Origin of the sequence: Streptomyces sp. NPDC001507 (assembly GCF_042894765.1) — a bacterium.
In the GTDB taxonomy this organism is placed as follows: Bacteria; Actinomycetota; Actinomycetes; order Streptomycetales; family Streptomycetaceae; genus Streptomyces.
In genome coordinates this window covers 551,676-569,304 of sequence record NZ_JBIAVV010000005.1, presented here as the reverse complement: position 1 = coordinate 569,304, position 17,629 = coordinate 551,676, and the positions used below count along the sequence as shown (strand labels likewise).

Annotated in this window: 19 protein-coding genes; all 19 read right to left on the bottom strand. The window is 69.3% G+C overall.

The window, feature by feature from the left end; genetic code table 11:
- Positions 1-19: 19 nt before the first annotated feature.
- Positions 20-466 (bottom strand): DUF2550 domain-containing protein, encoded by a 447-nt coding sequence (locus ACFY0K_RS19845; RefSeq protein ID WP_093499053.1) that lies wholly within the window; start codon positions 464-466, stop codon positions 20-22.
- A 130-nt stretch (positions 467-596) separates the two neighbouring features.
- Positions 597-971: a F0F1 ATP synthase subunit epsilon gene (locus ACFY0K_RS19840; RefSeq protein WP_351957774.1), complete on the bottom strand. Its 375-nt coding sequence runs from the start codon at positions 969-971 to the stop codon at positions 597-599.
- A 134-nt stretch (positions 972-1,105) separates the two neighbouring features.
- Positions 1,106-2,542, bottom strand: a complete 1,437-nt coding sequence (gene atpD, locus ACFY0K_RS19835) for a F0F1 ATP synthase subunit beta (protein ID WP_351957775.1) — start codon at positions 2,540-2,542, stop codon at positions 1,106-1,108.
- Positions 2,542-3,462, bottom strand: coding sequence for a F0F1 ATP synthase subunit gamma (locus ACFY0K_RS19830; RefSeq protein ID WP_351957776.1), 921 nt, complete (start codon positions 3,460-3,462; stop codon positions 2,542-2,544). The genes atpD and ACFY0K_RS19830 overlap by 1 nt, the downstream gene beginning before the upstream one ends.
- A gap of 21 nt (positions 3,463-3,483) precedes the next feature.
- A complete protein-coding gene (atpA, locus tag ACFY0K_RS19825; protein ID WP_093499057.1) occupies positions 3,484-5,076 on the bottom strand; it encodes a F0F1 ATP synthase subunit alpha in 1,593 nt (530 codons plus the stop codon).
- A 134-nt stretch (positions 5,077-5,210) separates the two neighbouring features.
- The gene (locus tag ACFY0K_RS19820; RefSeq protein ID WP_390640915.1) at positions 5,211-6,026 is read right to left on the bottom strand and encodes a F0F1 ATP synthase subunit delta; all 816 of its coding nucleotides are present in this window, start codon (positions 6,024-6,026) and stop codon (positions 5,211-5,213) included.
- A complete protein-coding gene (locus ACFY0K_RS19815; protein ID WP_294011079.1) occupies positions 6,023-6,568 on the bottom strand; it encodes a F0F1 ATP synthase subunit B in 546 nt (181 codons plus the stop codon). The genes ACFY0K_RS19820 and ACFY0K_RS19815 overlap by 4 nt, the downstream gene beginning before the upstream one ends.
- A 37-nt stretch (positions 6,569-6,605) precedes the next feature.
- On the bottom strand, positions 6,606-6,854 hold the full coding sequence (locus tag ACFY0K_RS19810) for a F0F1 ATP synthase subunit C (RefSeq protein WP_123974115.1): 249 nt from the start codon (positions 6,852-6,854) through the stop codon (positions 6,606-6,608).
- A gap of 76 nt (positions 6,855-6,930) precedes the next feature.
- Positions 6,931-7,767 carry a F0F1 ATP synthase subunit A gene (gene atpB / locus ACFY0K_RS19805; RefSeq protein WP_390640914.1) on the bottom strand — a complete coding sequence of 279 codons (837 nt, stop codon included), beginning with the start codon at positions 7,765-7,767 and terminating at the stop codon, positions 6,931-6,933.
- Between the two features lie 210 nt (positions 7,768-7,977).
- On the bottom strand, positions 7,978-8,409 hold the full coding sequence (locus ACFY0K_RS19800) for a TspO/MBR family protein (RefSeq protein WP_388605159.1): 432 nt from the start codon (positions 8,407-8,409) through the stop codon (positions 7,978-7,980).
- Positions 8,410-8,710: 301 nt separating this feature from the next.
- On the bottom strand, positions 8,711-10,135 hold the full coding sequence (locus ACFY0K_RS19795; RefSeq protein WP_390640913.1) for an MraY family glycosyltransferase: 1,425 nt from the start codon (positions 10,133-10,135) through the stop codon (positions 8,711-8,713).
- Between the two features lie 150 nt (positions 10,136-10,285).
- The gene (gene glyA / locus ACFY0K_RS19790) at positions 10,286-11,530 is read right to left on the bottom strand and encodes a serine hydroxymethyltransferase (RefSeq protein ID WP_390640912.1); all 1,245 of its coding nucleotides are present in this window, start codon (positions 11,528-11,530) and stop codon (positions 10,286-10,288) included.
- A gap of 494 nt (positions 11,531-12,024) precedes the next feature.
- Positions 12,025-12,708, bottom strand: coding sequence for a protein-tyrosine-phosphatase (locus tag ACFY0K_RS19785; RefSeq protein WP_390640911.1), 684 nt, complete (start codon positions 12,706-12,708; stop codon positions 12,025-12,027).
- The gene (locus ACFY0K_RS19780) at positions 12,705-13,352 is read right to left on the bottom strand and encodes an L-threonylcarbamoyladenylate synthase (protein ID WP_351957786.1); all 648 of its coding nucleotides are present in this window, start codon (positions 13,350-13,352) and stop codon (positions 12,705-12,707) included. Before ACFY0K_RS19780 ends, ACFY0K_RS19785 begins: the two co-directional genes overlap by 4 nt.
- 61 nt (positions 13,353-13,413) lie before the next feature.
- Positions 13,414-14,259 carry a peptide chain release factor N(5)-glutamine methyltransferase gene (gene prmC, locus ACFY0K_RS19775; RefSeq protein WP_390640910.1) on the bottom strand — a complete coding sequence of 282 codons (846 nt, stop codon included), beginning with the start codon at positions 14,257-14,259 and terminating at the stop codon, positions 13,414-13,416.
- Positions 14,260-14,301: 42 nt separating this feature from the next.
- On the bottom strand, positions 14,302-15,378 hold the full coding sequence (prfA, locus tag ACFY0K_RS19770) for a peptide chain release factor 1 (protein ID WP_351957787.1): 1,077 nt from the start codon (positions 15,376-15,378) through the stop codon (positions 14,302-14,304).
- 113 nt (positions 15,379-15,491) lie between these two features.
- Complete coding sequence (gene rpmE / locus ACFY0K_RS19765; protein ID WP_030049623.1) at positions 15,492-15,716, bottom strand: 50S ribosomal protein L31; 225 nt, start codon at positions 15,714-15,716, stop codon at positions 15,492-15,494.
- Positions 15,717-16,017: 301 nt separating this feature from the next.
- The gene (locus ACFY0K_RS19760; RefSeq protein WP_390640909.1) at positions 16,018-17,154 is read right to left on the bottom strand and encodes an LCP family protein; all 1,137 of its coding nucleotides are present in this window, start codon (positions 17,152-17,154) and stop codon (positions 16,018-16,020) included.
- Positions 17,155-17,372: 218 nt separating this feature from the next.
- Positions 17,373-17,495 (bottom strand): hypothetical protein, encoded by a 123-nt coding sequence (locus ACFY0K_RS19755; protein WP_390640908.1) that lies wholly within the window; start codon positions 17,493-17,495, stop codon positions 17,373-17,375.
- Positions 17,496-17,629: the final 134 nt, after the last annotated feature.

Here is a 17,629-nt window from a genome sequence, read left to right as displayed (position 1 = left end):
GGTCAGCGAGTGAATGTGGCTACGCCACATTCACTCGCTGACCGGGCGGGGCTGCTTCCAGCCACGCGAGGAATCCGGTCAGCGCGTCTTCGCTCATCGCGAGTTCGAGGCGGGTGCCGCGGTGGGTGCAGGCGAGGATGACGGCGTCGGAGAGCAGGGCCAGCTCCTCCTCGCCCTCGGGGAGGCGGCGGCCGGCCACCTCGATCCGGTCGCGTTCCAGGACCCGGCGGGGCCGGTAGGCGTAGGAGAAGACGCGGTACCACTCGACGCTGTCGCCGTTGTAGCGGGCGACGCCGTAGCTCCAGCCCTTGCCGCTGGTGTCCGTCTTCTCGGGGACGTCCCAGCGCAGGGAACAGTCGAAGGTGCCGCCGGAGCGCTGGATCAGTCTGCGGCGCAGGCCGAACAGGAAGAGTCCCACCACCACCAGCACGACCACGATTCCGGCCACAGTCAGAGCGAGGACCATCGGCACCGACCTCCCCGTCTCCTAGGTAATGGAACGTAAAAAGACCCAGATCTACCTCAGCCGCGGCTGGGTCCGGAGGGGCTCCGGTCCCAGCCGCGGCTGAGTTACGTCAACGCATACGCGCAGTCTGTCAGCGTCCGGTCGCCGCCCGCAGACGGACGTCGGCGCGTCGCTCGGCAGTGGCGTCACCTTCCGCCTTCGCCCGCTCCAGCTCGCGCTCCTCGCGCTGGACGTCGATCTCGTCCGACAGCTCGGCGGTCTCGGCCAGCAGCGAGAGCTTGTTGTCCGCGAACGAGATGAAACCGCCGTGCACCGCGGCGACGACCGTTCCACCATCACTCGTACGGATGGTCACCGGGCCCGACTCCAGCACACCGAGCAGCGGCTGGTGACCGGGCATGACGCCGATGTCGCCGGACGTGGTGCGCGCGACGACCAGGGTGGCCTCGCCGGACCAGACCTGGCGGTCCGCGGCGACGAGCTCGACGTGCAGCTCAGCAGCCAAGGGTGGCTCCTCGGGTCACCACCCGGCAGGGGTGCCGGGTGTTGGGGTCAATTCTAGTAGGCGTGCGTGAGGGGGCGGGACGCGCCCGCCCCCTCACACGAAGAACACAAGGAGTTCCGGGGAACTCAGGGTGGTCAGGAGACGCCCAGCTCCTTGGCGTTGGCCTTGAGGTCCTCCAGGCCACCGCACATGAAGAACGCCTGCTCCGGGAAGTGGTCGTACTCGCCGTCGCAGATCGCGTTGAAGGCCGCGATCGACTCGTCCAGCGGGACGTCCGAACCGTCGACGCCGGTGAACTGCTTGGCGACGTGGGTGTTCTGGGACAGGAAGCGCTCCACGCGACGGGCACGGTGGACGACGAGCTTGTCCTCCTCGCCGAGCTCGTCGATACCGAGGATCGCGATGATGTCCTGCAGGTCCTTGTACTTCTGCAGGATCGTCTTCACGCGCATGGCCGCGTTGTAGTGGTCCGCCGCGATGTAGCGGGGGTCCAGGATCCGGGACGTCGAGTCCAGCGGGTCCACGGCCGGGTAGATGCCCTTCTCGGAGATCGGACGGGAAAGCACCGTCGTCGCGTCGAGGTGGGCGAAGGTGGTGGCCGGGGCCGGGTCGGTCAGGTCGTCCGCGGGGACGTAGATCGCCTGCATCGAGGTGATCGAGTGACCACGGGTCGAGGTGATGCGCTCCTGGAGGAGACCCATCTCGTCGGCCAGGTTCGGCTGGTAGCCCACCGCGGAGGGCATACGGCCGAGCAGGGTCGAGACCTCGGAACCGGCCTGCGTGAAGCGGAAGATGTTGTCGATGAAGAACAGCACGTCCTGCTTCTGGACGTCGCGGAAGTACTCGGCCATGGTGAGGCCGGCCAGCGCGACGCGCAGACGGGTGCCCGGGGGCTCGTCCATCTGACCGAAGACAAGAGCGGTCTTGTCGATGACGCCCGAGTCGGTCATCTCCTCGATGAGGTCGTTGCCCTCACGGGTGCGCTCGCCGACACCGGCGAACACGGAGACACCGTCGTGGTTGTTGGCGACACGGTAGATCATCTCCTGGATGAGCACCGTCTTGCCGACGCCGGCGCCGCCGAACAGGCCGATCTTGCCGCCCTTGACGTACGGGGTCAGCAGGTCGATGACCTTGACGCCGGTCTCGAACATCTCGGTCTTCGACTCGAGCTCGTCGAAGTTCGGGGCCTTGCGGTGGATGCCCCAGCGCTCGCCGTCGTAGGTCTCGTCGACGTTCAGGACCTCACCGAGGGTGTTGAACACCTTGCCCTTGGTGAAGTCGCCGACCGGCACCGTGATGGAGTCGCCGGTGTCGGTGACCGGGGCCTGGCGGACCAGGCCGTCGGTGGGCTGCATGGAGATGGTGCGGACCAGGCCGTCACCCAGGTGCTGGGCGACCTCCAGGGTCAGGATCTTCTTCTCGCCCGCGTTCGCCGGGTCGGCGACCTCGACGTGCAGGGCGTTGTAGATCTCCGGCATCGCGTCGACGGGGAACTCCACGTCGACGACCGGGCCGATGACCCGGGCGACGCGGCCCGTAGCCGTCGCGGTCTCAACAGTGGTGGTCATTATCGGTCACTCCCCGCGGTCGCGTCGGCCAGGGCGCTGGCGCCACCGACGATCTCGCTGATTTCCTGGGTGATTTCGGCCTGGCGGGCCGCGTTGGCAAGACGGGAGAGCGTGTTGATCAGCTCGCCCGCGTTGTCGGTGGCCGACTTCATCGCGCGCCGCGTGGCGGCGTGCTTCGAAGCGGCCGACTGGAGCAGCGCGTTGTAGATGCGGCTCTCCACGTAGCGCGGCAGCAGGGCGTCGAGGACGTCCTCCGCCGAGGGCTCGAAGTCGTACAGCGGGAGGATCTCGTCGCCCTTGGCGGCGCTCTCCTCCGCGACCTCTTCGAGGCTCAGCGGCAGCAGCCGGTCGCCGAGCGCCGTCTGGGTCATCATCGACACGAACTCGGTGTAGACGATGTGGAGCTCGTCCACACCGCCGTCCTCGGTCGGCGTCTCGATGGCCTCGATCAGCGGCGCCGCGACCTTCTTGGCGTCCGCGTACGACGGCTCGTCGGTGAAGCCCGTGAACGACTCCGCGATCCTGCGCTCACGGAAGTTGTAGTGGGCGACACCGCGGCGGCCGACGATGTACGTGTCGACCTCCTTGCCCTCGCGCTCCAGGCGCTCGGTCAGCTGCTCCGCCGCCTTGATGGCGTTGGAGTTGAAGGCGCCGGCCAGACCGCGGTCGCTCGTGAGGAGCAGGACCGCGGCACGGGCCGGGTTCTCCGCCTCCGTGGTGAGCGGGTGCTTGGTGTTCGACCCGGTACCGACCGCCGTGACCGCGCGGGTGAGCTCGGTCGCGTACGGCGTGGAGGCCGCCACCTTGCGCTGCGCCTTGACGACGCGCGAGGCGGCGATCATCTCCATCGCCTTGGTGATCTTCTTGGTCGCGCTGACGGATCGGATGCGACGCTTGTAGACCCGGAGCTGGGCTCCCATGAGTCAGGTCCCTTCCTTACGTCACTTGGCGGCAGCGGCCGGAGTGTCCTCGCCGAGCAGCTTGCCGTCGCTCGTCTCGAACTGCTTCTTGAACTCCGCGATCGCGTCCGCGACGGCCGTGAGGGTGTCGTCGGACATCTTGCCGCCCTCGCGGATGGAGGCCAGCAGGCCCGACTCCTTGCGGTGCAGGTAGTCGAGGAGCTCGCGCTCGAAGCGGCGGATGTCGGCGACCGGAACGTCGTCCATCTTGCCGGTGGTGCCGGCCCAGACGGAGACGACCTGGTCCTCGGTGGCCATCGGCTGGTACTGGTCCTGCTTGAGCAGCTCGACCATGCGGCTGCCGCGCTCCAGCTGCGACTTCGACGCGGCGTCCAGGTCGGAACCGAAGGCGGCGAACGCCTCCAGCTCACGGAACTGGGCGAGGTCCACGCGGAGGCGGCCGGAGACCTGCTTCATCGCCTTGTGCTGCGCGGAACCGCCGACTCGGGAGACGGAGATACCGACGTTCAGCGCGGGGCGCTGACCGGCGTTGAAGAGGTCCGACTCCAGGAAGCACTGGCCGTCGGTGATGGAGATGACGTTGGTCGGGATGAACGCCGAGACGTCGTTGGCCTTGGTCTCGACGATCGGCAGACCGGTCATCGAGCCGGCACCCATGTCGTCGGAGAGCTTCGCGCAACGCTCCAGCAGACGGGAGTGCAGGTAGAAGACGTCACCCGGGTAGGCCTCACGGCCCGGCGGGCGGCGCAGCAGCAGCGACACGGCGCGGTAGGCGTCGGCCTGCTTCGACAGGTCGTCGAAGATGATCAGGACGTGCTTGCCGGCGTACATCCAGTGCTGGCCGATGGCCGAACCGGTGTAGGGCGCCAGGTACTTGAAGCCGGCCGGGTCGGACGCCGGGGCGGCGACGATGGTCGTGTACTCCAGCGCGCCGTTCTCCTCCAGCGCGCGGCGGACCGACGCGATGGTGGAGCCCTTCTGGCCGATGGCGACGTAGATGCAGCGGACCTGCTTCTTCGGGTCGCCCGAGCGCCAGTTGTCGCGCTGGTTGATGATGGTGTCGACGGCCAGGGCGGTCTTGCCGGTCTGGCGGTCACCGATGATCAGCTGGCGCTGGCCGCGGCCGACCGGGGTCATCGCGTCGACGGCCTTGTAGCCGGTCTCCATCGGCTCGTGCACCGACTTGCGCTGCATGACCGTGGGGGCCTGCAGTTCGAGGGCGCGGCGGCCGTCGGTCTCGATCTCGCCGAGGCCGTCGATCGGGTTGCCGAGCGGGTCGACGACGCGGCCGAGGTAGCCCTCGCCGACCGCGACGGAGAGGACCTCACCGGTGCGCTGCACCGGCTGACCCTCCTCGATGCCGCTGAACTCACCGAGGACGATGGCGCCGATCTCGCGCTCTTCCAGGTTCAGCGCGAGGCCGAGGGTGCCGTCCTCGAACTTCAGCAGTTCGTTGGCCATGGCCGAGGGAAGACCCTCGACCTTCGCGATGCCGTCGCCGGCAAGGGTGACCGTACCGACCTCCTCGCGCGAGGCCGCGTCCGGCTTGTACGACTGGACGAAGTTCTCCAGCGCGTCCCGGATCTCCTCCGGCCGGATCGTGAGCTCCGCCATCTGGGTTCCCTGCTCTCCTTGTTGGGCCCGAAGTTTCACTTGGGGGGTCTGGGGGCGACCCCCAGGGATTCTTCTTGTACGGCCCAACCAGGGCCGTCGTGAGTACGTACTGCTTGTTCTCGACTACCGAGGTGCTAGCTCGCCATGCGGCGGGCCGCGTCCTCCAGCCGGTCCGCGATGGAACCGTTGATGACCTCGTCACCGACCTGCACCCGGATCCCGCCGACGACCGCGGGGTCGACGTCGAGGTTGAGGTGCATCGTGCGGCCGTAGAGCTTCGCGAGGGCGGCGCCCAGGCGTCGCTTCTGCGGCTCGCTCAGCGGAACCGCCGAGGTGACGACGGCGACGACGCGGTCGCGGCGCTCCGCGGCCAGCTTCGACAGGGCCTCCAGGCCCGCTTCCAGGCTACGTCCCCGCGGCGCGGTCACAAGGCGCGTGACCAGACGCTCGGTGACCGGCTTGGCGCGGCCGCCGAGCAGCCGGTGCAACAGCTCGGTCTTCGCGGCGGCACCGGCCTTGCGGTCGGTGAGCGCGGCGCGCAGTTCGGTGTTGGAGGAGACGATCCGGCCGAACCGGAACAGCTCGTCCTCGGCGTCGTCCAGCGTGCCGGACTTCTCCGCGGCGGTGAGGTCGGCGATGTTCGCCAGCTCCTCCAGCGCGTCCACCAGGTCGCGGGGCTGCGACCAGCGGGACCGGACCAGGCCTGACACCAGGTCGGCGGTGGTCTCGGAGACCTGGCCGCCGATCAGGCGCCGGACCAGCTCGGCCTTGGCCTCGCCGGCCTGTGCCGGGTCGGTGAGGACCCGGCGCAGGCCGCCCTCGCGGTCGAGCAGCGCGGTGACGGCCGCCAGCTCGTCGGCGAGCCGCGTCGCGTCCACGGACGTGGAGTCCGTCAGCGCGTCGAGACGCTCACGTGCGGCTGCCAGGGCCTCGCGGCTCGCTCCGTTCATCGCGCGGCCTCGGCCTTCTCCTCGAGCTCGTCGAGGAAGCGGTCGATCACACGGCTCTGCCGGGCGTGGTCCTCGAGGGACTCACCGACGAGCTTGCCGGCCAGGTCGGTGGCCAGGTGGCCGACGTCCTGACGCAGCGCCTGCGCGGCGGACTTGCGGTCGGCCTCGATCTGGGCGTGACCGGCGGCGACGATCTCCTCACGCTGCCGCTGGCCTTCGGCGCGCATCTCGGCGATGAGCGCGGCGCCCTGCTCCTGAGCCTCCTGGCGCAGGCGCGCGGCCTCGTGCCGGGCCTCGGCCAGCTGCGCCTTGTACTGCTCGAGGACGCTCTGGGCCTCGGTCTGCGCGGCCTCGGCCTTCTCGATACCGCCCTCGATCGCCTCGCGGCGCTGCTCCAGAACCTTGTTGATGTTCGGAAGGAGCTTCTTGGCGAGGAAGCCGAAGACGATGACGAAGGCGATGAGGCCGATGACGAGCTCTGGGACCGGCGGGATGAGAGGGTTTTCGGGCTTCTCCGCCGCCAGCTGAACCAAGAGGCTCATATCAGTGCCTTTCGTCTAATGGTGCGCGACGGTCGGGTCAGGAGGTCGGGTAGACGAACGGCATGACCAGACCGATCAGAGCGAGCGCCTCACAGAAGGCGAAGCCGAGGATCTGGTTGGCGCGGATGAGGCCGGCCGCCTCGGGCTGGCGGGCGAGGGCCTGCGTGCCGTTACCGAAGATGATGCCGACGCCGACGCCCGGGCCGATCGCCGCGAGGCCGTAACCGATGGAACCGAGGTTGCCGATGACCGTGGCGCCGGCGGCAAGGGTCTGGAGAGCGGACATGCCGGTTCTTCCTTCTCTTTCAATGACCGGTGGGGGTTGGCCACCGGATGTCATGGGTGGGTGGTCGGGTTGGCGCTCAGTGCGACTCTGCGAGCGCGCCCTGGATGAAGCTGCAGGTCAGCAGTACGAAGACATAGGCCTGGACAGCCTGGATGAAGAGCTCGAAGGCCGTCATCACGAGGACCATCACGAACGACACCGCGGAGTAGGCGATGCCGATGCCGTTGAGCATGTACCAGCTGGCGATCGTGAAGAGCAGCAGCAGGGTGTGGCCGGCGAACATGTTCGCGAAGAGTCGGACGGCGTGGGTGAAGGGCCGCACGAGCAGGTTCGAGAAGAGCTCGATCGTCATCGACAGCGGGAGGACCGCGCCGAGCGACTTGTCGTAGCCGGTGAAGTTCTTGAAGGCGCCGACGAACCCGTGGCGCTTGAAGGTCAGCGAGACCCACAGGATGTAGACGATGCCGGCGAGCACCGCGGGGTAGGAGATGATCGCCGTCACCGGGAACTGGGCGACCGGGATGATCGACCAGAGGTTCATCATCCAGACGAAGAAGAACAGCGAGACGACGAGCGGGACGTACTTCTCGCCTTCCTTCTTGCCGATGGTCTCGTAGACGACACCGCGCCGGACGAAGTCGTAGCCGGCCTCGGCGACCATCTGGAGCTTGCCCGGGACGACCTTCGGACGGGCGAAGGCGGCCCAGAAGAAGGCCACGACGATGATCGACCCGAGCAGCGCCAGCAGCATCGTCTTGTTGAAGTACAGGTTGCTGTCCGCGTCGCCGAAGAGCGGCTTGAACAGGAACGAGTGCAGGCCCGGAGCCGGGAAGCCACACCCGTTGAACAGGTGACAGCTCGTGTCGAAAGCGAGCGTGTGCGTCGGGTCAGCACTCACCGCGGGCTCCTTCATCGTGGCGCATGGGTACGGCAACCTCGTTGTGTCGGCGCGGCGCAGGGCCGCGGTTCGGCACGGGACTGGTGTTACGGATGTGGGGGCGGCTGGGGGGCATCTCGCCTCGCGATTGAGCAGGCGTCAGCTCAGATGCCCGCGCCCGCGATGCCGCAGTTGGCACCGGACGATAGCAGCATCTCTCGTGCGCCTTTATCCCGGCCCTACCTCTCACGACGAGTGCCCGGTCTTCTCGGGCTTTCCGGACTTCTCGGGTTCGACGTAGAGGATCTTGGCCTTCATGTGGGCGCGGGTCTGCGCGGCGATCCACGTGAGGGTGGCGACCACGAGCGCGATGGCGAAGGCCCGGGGGTTGAACAACGTCGTGTGCTTGAACAGGGCCATGAAGATGAACAGCAGCAGCAGTTGGGCCGCGTAGAGCATCAGGCCCATCATCTGGAACAGCTGCGGCATGGACCTGGCCGTGCGCTGCAGGACGTAGAGACCGATCCCCATGAAGAGGATCACGATCACCGTCGCGACGAGCGCCCCGATCGCCCCCTTGCCGCCCGCGACGACGCCGCTGACGACGGCGGCGAGCACGCCGACGGCGGCCGTGGGTACGGCGGCCTGGGCCAGGTTCCGGGCGTCATTGGACGGCATGGCGGCAACTCCGCTTTCACAGGGGGCAGGTGTCGTCATGGACGAGCGTAGTCCCGGTCGGAGGGTCGAAGACCTCACGCTGACGGACCGTCGCAGTCGGGTCCTTCGACTCTGTCCGGGGTTCTCGTGAACCGTATCACAAACTATTTGATGAGGTCTTTACCTCGTAGGTGTGCTCGCTGTCACACATGAGAGTGAACCTGCGCGTCTGAGCGGAAACAGCGCCGTTGTGTCTGATATTGGGGGGCTTTGGTACCCCACGACTTGGCAATGCTCTAGTCAGATTCTTACCTTGGCAGGGTCAGCGGGAGGTCTCGGAAGCCCGCCGGTCCAGGAGACGCGGGCGGGGGCCGATGGCGGTCGCGCCGTTGACGGGAGCCGCTGCCGCGCCGTGCACCGAGGGGGCCGCGGCGCCGTTCACCGGGGCCGCCCCGGCCGTCACCGGGGAGCGGTGCTCGTCGCTCGGCTTCTCCGGTTCCTCCGGCTCATCCAGCTCTTCCTGCTCGACGGAGGCCGCGACCTGGGCGGTTGCCGCCGCCGGCTCCTCGACCGCCCCACCGCGCCGGTAGCGGGGCGGCACGAAGGCCTGCGCCCAGACCGGTGCCCGCGGCGTGAACCGCGGCAGCAGGAGCAGCCCCAGGCCGACCGCGCTGAAGAACACCACGCCGAGCACGATCCACATGGACGCCGAGTTCACCGAGTAGGCCAGCGCCCCGAAGCCGATCAGCGCCGCCCAGAAGTACATGATCAGCACGGCCCTGCTGTGCGAGTGGCCGACCTCCAGGAGCCGGTGGTGCAGGTGCCCCCGGTCCGCCGCGAACGGCGACTGGCCGCGCCAGGTGCGCCGCACGATCGCCAGCACCAGGTCGGCGGCGGGCACCGCGATGATGGTCAGCGGCAGCAGCAGCGGGATGTAGACCGGGACCATCTGGTGCACGGTGCTGCGCTCGGACCAGCCGGGGAACAGGTTCATCGCGTCCGGGTCGACCTGGCCCGTGACCGAGATCGCGCCGGCCGCCAGCACCAGGCCGATCAGCATCGACCCGGAGTCGCCCATGAAGATCCGCGCCGGGTGCATGTTGTGCGGCAGGAAGCCCAGGCACATGCCCATGAGGATCGCCGAGAAGAGGGTCGCCGGGGCGGCGGCCTCGATGCCGTACGAGTACCAGATCCGGTAGGCGTACATGAAGAACGCCGCGGCCGCGATGCAGACCATGCCGGAGGCCAGGCCGTCCAGGCCGTCGACGAAGTTGACCGCGTTGATGGTGATGACCACCAGGGCCACCGTCAGCAGGGTGCCCTGCCACGGGGTCAGCGCCACCAGACCGACGCCCGGGATGGGCAGCCACAGGATCGTCAGACCCTGCATGACCATGACGCCCGCGGCGATCATCTGACCGCCCAGCTTGATCAGGGCGTCGATCTCGAACTTGTCGTCGAGCACACCGATCAGCCAGATCAGCGCCGCACCGGAGAGCAGCGCCCGCGGCTCGTTCGACTTGGCGAATACCTCGTTGAGGTTGGACATGTGGTCGGCGACCAGCAGGCCCGCGCACAGGCCGAAGAACATCGCGATCCCGCCGAGTCGCGGAGTGGGCTCCCGGTGCACGTCACGCGCCCGGATCTCCGGCATGGCCCCCGCCACGATCGCGAACTTACGCACCGGCCCTGTCAGCAGGTACGTCACCGCGGCCGTGATGCAGAGCGTCAGCAGGTATTCACGCACAGGCTTCCCCACATGTCTCGCTGGCCATCACAGCCCCACACCCTAGCGAGGGACGCATATGTATGGGGACTTCCGGGTAGCGACGATGGTTGCACGCAAGGCTGTGAGCCGGGCTCACAGCGGGGTGTACGACGCTGCGCCTACCCCGTCTCACCCGGGATACGGCGGAAATCTACCGGTGAGCTCGCGCACCTCGGCACGCGCCCTCCCCGTGTCCGTGACTCCGCTCACCACGCCGGCCAGCAGCTCGGCGATCCGGGTCATCTCGGTCTCCCCCATGCCCTGTGTGGTGACGGCGGCCGTGCCCAGCCGCAGCCCCCGCGCGTCGCCGTGCGGCAGGGCACAGCAGTCCAGCACGATCCCTGCGGCCGCGAGCCGCCCGCGGGCGGCCTTCCCCTCGACGCCGAGCGGGCCGGTGTCGACGGTGATCAGATGCGTGTCGGTGCCCCCGGTCGTGACGGTCAGTCCCGCCTGCGCCAGCCCGGCCGCGAGCACCCTCGCATTGGCGACCACCTGATGGGCGTACGCGGTGAACGCCGGTGTTGCCGCCTCCCCGAACGCGACCGCCTTCGCGGCGACGGCGTTCATCTGCGCGCCGCCCTGCGTGAACGGGAACACCGCCCGGTCGAGCCGCTCGGCCAGCTCGGGCGCGCCGCACAGCAGCATCCCGCCGCGCGGCCCGCGCAGCACCTTGTGCGTGGTCGCGCACACGACGTCGGCGTACGGCACCGGGTTCGGTGCGGCTCCCCCGGCGACGAGCCCGATGGGATGGGCGGCGTCGGCGATCAGGTAGGCGCCCACCTCGTCGGCGACCTCGCGGAAGAAGGCGTAGTCGATGTGCCGGGGGTAGGCGATGGACCCGCACACGATCGCCTTGGGCCGGTGGCTGCGGGCCAGCGTCCGCACCTGGTCGTGGTCGATGAGCCCGCTCTCGGCGTCCACGCCGTACCCGACGAAGTCGAACCAGCGGCCGGAGAAGTTGGCCGGGGAGCCGTGCGTGAGATGGCCGCCGTAGGGCAGCCCGAGAGCCAGTACGGAGTCGCCGGGCCGCAGCAGGGCCGCGTACGCGGCCAGCATGGCGGACGAACCCGAGTGGGACTGCACGTTGGCGTGCGCGGCGCCGAACAGCGCCTTGGCCCGGTCGACGGCGAGCCGCTCGGCGACGTCCACGATCTCGCAGCCGCCGTGGTAGCGGGTGCCCGGATATCCCTCGGCGTACTTGTTGGCGAGCGGCGACCCGAGCGCGGCCAGCACGGCCGGCGAGCTGAAGTTCTCGGCGGCGATCAGCTGCAACGACGTCGACTGCCGGGCGAGCTCCCCCAGCAGGATCTCGGCCAGCTCAGGATCCTGCCGTCGCAGGAGATCGCCCTCGAGGAGGGCAGGGGTGACCGACATGACGTGCTCCGGGCGGTCGACGGTGACGTATGTCCAATGTAGGCGTGGTACGGGGTGGTCGCGCGGTTTGTGCGTACGACCGTGGCGCCGGCCCGCCCCGCCGCCGCAGGGGTGCGTGCTTACGGCCGGCCACGCGGCCGCGGCTGCATGCGGCCTGCCGGCCCGCCTCGCCCCCGGAGGGGCATGCGGCCGGTCACGCGGCCGCGGGGGCGTGAGGGTTGCCCACGCAGTTCCCCGCGCCCCTTACGGGGCGCCGCACCCCACGCGTCCTGCGAGGTACTCCACCCCCACAATCGCCACCGCCACGGCATCCGCCGTCGCTACCGCCGTGGGCAGGCGTTCCGCAGGGCGATGGGGGTCCCCCGCGCGAGCGAAGCCGGCCTGCAGCGCCGGGTGCCGATGGGAGAAGCGCGCGCTTACATGCGCGGCACCGTCGCCACCGGCACCGCCGTGGGCAGGCGTTCCGCAAGGCGGGACGGGTGGACACGGCCTGCTTACGTTCGCGCCGGCACCCCGGTCAGTGCCGTCACCACCGGGTCCAGGGCCTCGTGTATCTCGTCGCCGATGGACTGGAAGAACGGGAGGGGGGCGCCGTAGGGGTCGTAGACCTCGTCCGCCTCGGCCGTCGGGGCCAGGAGCCAGCCGCGGAGGGCCGCCGCGGCGCGGACCAGTGCGCGGGCCCGGACGACCACGCCTTCCGACGTCGGCGGCAGGGTCGCCGGGTCTATCGCGCGGACCAGCCGGGTGAACTCCTTGAGCGTGAAGGTGCGCAGGCCCGCCGAGTGGCCCATGGAGATGACCTGGGCGCGGTGGTCACGGGTGGCCGTGAGGACCAGGTCCGCGCGGATCACGTGCTCGTCGAGCAGCTCGCGGCCCACGAAGCCGGAGGCGTCCGCACCGAACTCGGCCAGCACGGCCTCCGCGTTGGCCTCCATGGGCGCGCCCTCGTGCCCCCAGGTACCCGCGCTCTCCACGACCAGCCCGCCGCCGAGGAAGGCGCCGAGCCGGTCCGTCACGAGATGGCGGGTCAGCCGCTCGGTGATCGGCGAGCGGCACACATTGCCGGTGCTGACGTGGAGGATGCGGAAGCTGTCGCGCGGCAGCCCCACGAACGTCGTCGTGATCTCCGCCGCGCTCTCCCCGTTGCCTATGCCACGCCCCGCGTCAGGGGCTGTCAATTCGCCACCTCGAGGTCGGGTACGACCTTCCGCAGCTCCTCCGCCGAGATCGCGCCCGCACGCAGCAGCAACGGAACTTCGCGGGTGACGTCGACGATCGACGAGGGGACGTTGCCGGGGGTCGGGCCGCCGTCGAGGTACACGGAGACGGAGTCGCCGAGCATCTCCTGCGCGGCGTCACAGGTCTCCGGGGCCGGGTGGCCGGTGAGGTTGGCGGAGGAGACGGCCATCGGGCCGACCTCGGTCAGGAGCTCGATGGCGACCGGGTGCAGGGGCATGCGGACGGCGACCGTGCCACGGGTGTCGCCCAGGTCCCACTGGAGCGACGGCTGGTGCTTGGCGACGAGCGTGAGGGCTCCCGGCCAGAACGCGTCGACCAGCTCCCAGGCCAGTTCGGAGAAGTCGGTGACGAGACCGTGGAGCGTGTTCGGGGACCCGATCAGCACGGGGGTGGGCATGTTGCGGCCCCGGCCCTTGGCGTCGAGGAGGTCGGCGACCGCCTCCGAGGTGAACGCGTCGGCGCCGATGCCGTACACGGTGTCGGTCGGCAGCACCACCAGTTCGCCCCGGCGGACGGCGGACGCGGCCTCGCGCAGACCCGTCACGCGGTCGGTCGCGTCGTTGGTGTCGTATCGCCGTGCCATGTCTAGCGGGCCTCCTCGTACACGTGCATCTGGACGTCGGAAAACACTGCCTGCGGGGTGCTCACGGCAGCGCCTTGCGGGCGGTCGCGAAGCGGGGGCGCCTGTTGAGGTCCGGGTGGTCGGCCGCGTCGGCCCAGCCCCGCTCCTCGGTGAAGATCCACGGCACCTGCCCGCCCTGGGTGTCGGCGTGCTCGATGACGACGACACCGCCCGGGCGCAGCAGCCGGTGCGCGGTGCGTTCGATGCCGCGGATCAGGTCGAGGCCGTCCTCGCCGGAGAACAGGGCCAGCTCGGGGTCGTAGTCGCGGGCCTCGGGGGCGACGTACTCCCACTCGGTGAGCGGGATGTACGGAGGGTTCGAGATGACCAGGTCCACGTGGCCGTCGAGGTCGGGGAAGGCGTCCAGGGCGTCCCCCTGGCGCAGGTCGACCCGGGAGCCCGCCATGTTCTTGCGGGTCCACTGGAGCGCCTCCTCGGACAGCTCCACGGCGTGCACGCGCGAGCGCGGTACCTCCTGGGCGAGAGCGAGCGCGATGGCGCCGGAACCGGTGCACAGGTCGACGATGCGGGGCTCGACCACGTCCATGGCGCGCACGGCGTCTATGGCCCAGCCGACGACGGACTCGGTCTCGGGCCGCGGCACGAACACGCCGGGCCCCACCTGGAGTTCGAGGTACCGGAAGTACGCCCGCCCGGTGATGTGCTGGAGCGGCTCGCGCTGCTCCCGGCGGGCGATGACCTCCCAGTAGCGGGCGTCGAAGTCGGAGTCCTTGACGGAGTGCAGCGCGCCCCGCTTCACGCCGTGCACGAACGCGGCGAGCTCCTCCGCGTCGTTGCGCGGCGAGGGCACGCCGGCGTCGGCCAGCCGCTGGGTGGCCTGGGCCACCTCCGCGAGCAGCAGGTTCACGCTGGTCCTCCGTGTCGTACTCGGTCGTCGTGCGTACGTGCCTTACGCGGCCGCGAGCTTGGCGGCCGAGTCCGCGTCGACGCAGGCCTGGATCACCGCGTCGAGGTCGCCGTCCAGGACCTGGTCCAGGTTGTACGCCTTGAAGCCCACGCGGTGGTCCGAGATGCGATTCTCCGGGAAGTTGTACGTGCGGATCTTCTCGGAGCGGTCGACGGTGCGGACCTGGCTGCGGCGGGCGTCGGCGGCCTCCTTCTCCGCCTCCTCCTGCGCCGCGGCGAGCAGCCTGGAGCGCAGGATACGCAAGGCCTGCTCCTTGTTCTGCAGCTGGCTCTTCTCGTTCTGGCAGGAGGCGACGACTCCGGTGGGGATGTGCGTGATGCGCACGGCGGAGTCGGTGGTGTTGACGGACTGTCCGCCGGGCCCGGAGGACCGGTAGACGTCGATCCGGAGGTCGTTCGGGTTGATCTCGACGTCGACCTCCTCCGCCTCCGGCGTGACGAGCACACCGGCCGCCGAGGTGTGGATACGGCCCTGGGACTCGGTGGCCGGCACGCGCTGCACGCGGTGCACACCGCCCTCGTACTTCAGCCGCGCCCAGACGCCCTGGCCGGGCTCGGTCGCGCCGTTGCCGCCCTTGGTCTTCACGGCGACCTGGACGTCCTTGTAGCCGCCGAGTTCGGACTCGGTGGAGTCGATGATCTCGGTCTTCCAGCCGACACGCTCGGCGTACCGCAGGTACATCCGCAGCAGGTCGCCGGCGAAGAGAGCGGACTCGTCGCCGCCCGCGCCGGCCTTGATCTCCAGGATGACGTCCTTGTCGTCGGACGGGTCCCGGGGCACGAGCAGCAGGCGCAGCTTCTCGGTGAGCTCGTCGCGCTGCTTGTCCAGTTCCTTGACCTCGGCGGCGAAGTCGGGGTCGTCGGCGGCCAGTTCACGCGCGGTCTCGATGTCGTCGCCGGTCTGCTTCCAGGAGCGGAACGTGGCGACGATCGGGGTGAGTTCGGCGTAGCGCTTGTTCAGCTTGCGCGCGTTGGCCTGGTCGGCGTGGACCGACGGGTCGGCGAGCTTCTTCTCCAGGTCTGCGTGCTCGACGACGAGTTCCTCGACGGCCTCGAACATTTTTGGCTCCTGATACTGCTACGGCGTGGGGAAGGGAAGGCGGGCGACCAAAAACGCCGGTCCCGGGCACGCCCTCGCAGGGGCGTGGCCGTGGACCGGCGAAATGGGGCTCGCTACTTCTTGGAGCCGGCGGCAGCCTTGCCGAAGCGGGCCTCGAAGCGGGCCACGCGGCCACCGGTGTCGAGGATCTTCTGCTTGCCCGTGTAGAACGGGTGGCACTCGGAGCAGACCTCGGCACGGATGGTGCCGCTCGTGATCGTGCTACGGGTGGTGAACGACGCGCCACAGGTGCAGCTGACCTGCGTCTCGACGTACTCGGGGTGGATCTCGCGCTTCAAGGTGTCTCCTAGATATCGGGAGGGCACCGGGTCGCTGCCGCGGGCTTGCGGGGCGTGAACCGGGGCCGACGTACCAGTCTGCCAGGGCTGGCCGTATCTCCCAAAACCGGGGGGCTTTGATCTTTATTCCGCGGGGGGCGGGAGGCCGCGCCTACGGGGGTGCCACGGTTTCGCCGTGGGCGAGTGCAGGTCGTCGTGGGTTGCTCGCGCAGTTCCCCGCGCCCCTTCCAGGGGCGTCAGCCTGAGCGCCCCTCCAGGGGCGCGGGGAACTGCGCGACAAAGCCCCCACCGGCCCGCACCCTCACGACGCCGTCACGACCCCCTTGGCCTGCCCCGTCGCCGTGCCCTTCGTGGCGGACGCCGGGATCGGCCTGTCGTTCTTCAGCGCGGTCCAGACCAGCTTGGCCTTCGCCTCCGCCACGATCACCCGGTTCGGGTTCGACGGGTCGTACCGCACCGGCATGGTGACCATGTGCATGTTCTTGGAGCTGATGGACTTCAGGCCGTTCGCGAAGTCGACCAGGGAGTTCACCGAGCCGAGGTCGGAGTCGGTGGTGACCGCCTTCGTCGCGGTGTCCGCCAGGTCGTACAGCTTCTTGGGGCTGGTGAAGACGCCCACCTGCTTGACCTGGTCGATGAGGGCCTTCACGAACGCCTGCTGGAGCTGGATGCGGCCCAGGTCGGAGCCGTCGCCGACGCCGTGCCGGGTGCGGACGAGGCCGAGGGCCTGCCTGCCGTCGAGCGTGTGGGTGCCGGCCTTGAGGTCGAGGTGGCTCTCCCGGTCGTCGATCGCCTTCGTCGTGGTGACCTGGACACCGCCGAGGTCGTCGATGAGCTTCTGGAAGCCGGAGAAGTCGACCTCCAGGTAGTGGTCCATCCGGATGCCGGTCATCGCCTCGACGGTCTTGACCGCGCAGGCCGCGCCGCCCGTGGAGTACGCGGAGTTGAACATGACGCCGGTCGCGGCGGAGTGGCTGGTGCCCTGCGCGTCGGTGCAGGCGGGGCGGTCGATCAGGGTGTCCCGCGGGACGGAGACCACGGCGGCCTTCTTGTGGCCCTTGTAGACGTGGACGATCATCGCCGTGTCGGAGCGGGCGCTGCCGTCGTCCGCGCCGCCGCCGAGCTTCTTGTTGGCGCCGGAACGCGTGTCCGAGCCCAGGACCAGGATGTTCTCGGAACCGTTGTCGACCTTGGCGGGCCGGTCGGAGCCGAGCATCTGGTTGATGTCGACGGTCTTGAGGTTGCCGTTGAGCTTGAAGTACAGGTAGCCGACGCCTGCGCCGCCGAGGACGAGGATGCCCGCCGCCGTCCACGCCGTGACGCGCAGCGCCTTGCGGCCGGTACCGGGCGGCTTGCGACGGCGGCCCTTGCCACGGCGGTCCATGGCGGTCGTACCGGACTCGGGTATGTGCGGCCCTGACGTGCTCTCGGCGGACATGGGCTCCTCTGTTCTCGTACGACTGGTCGGTTACCCCCTGCTTTCAGGGTCAGGCCCGGCGTACCAGGATCATCGGCGCGTACCGGACCATCGTCGCTCCGCCTGGTCAGACGGCGAAACTCGGGAAAGGGTTGCACGACGCAGTGTGCCCACCGCGTAGCGCGATGGGCACACCATGTCACCGGGCAAGACGGGGCGAACCCCGCTCACCAGGTATTTCAGCCGAAGATGTCGTACTGCTGGAAACCGGTACCGAGCGACTTCCTTGTGCCGAAGATCTCACTGGTCGCCTTGCCGGTGCCCGGGTACAGGTACAGCGTGCCGCCGGTCGTGCGGGCCACGAGGTCGGCCTTGCCGTCGCCGTTGAGGACGCGCGGGCGACGAGGTGCCGTTGCCCTTACCCGTATATCGTCATCCGGATCGAGGTCGCCTTGACGGAGCCGCCAGGGTCACCTCGATGTGGGGGGCGCCGTTC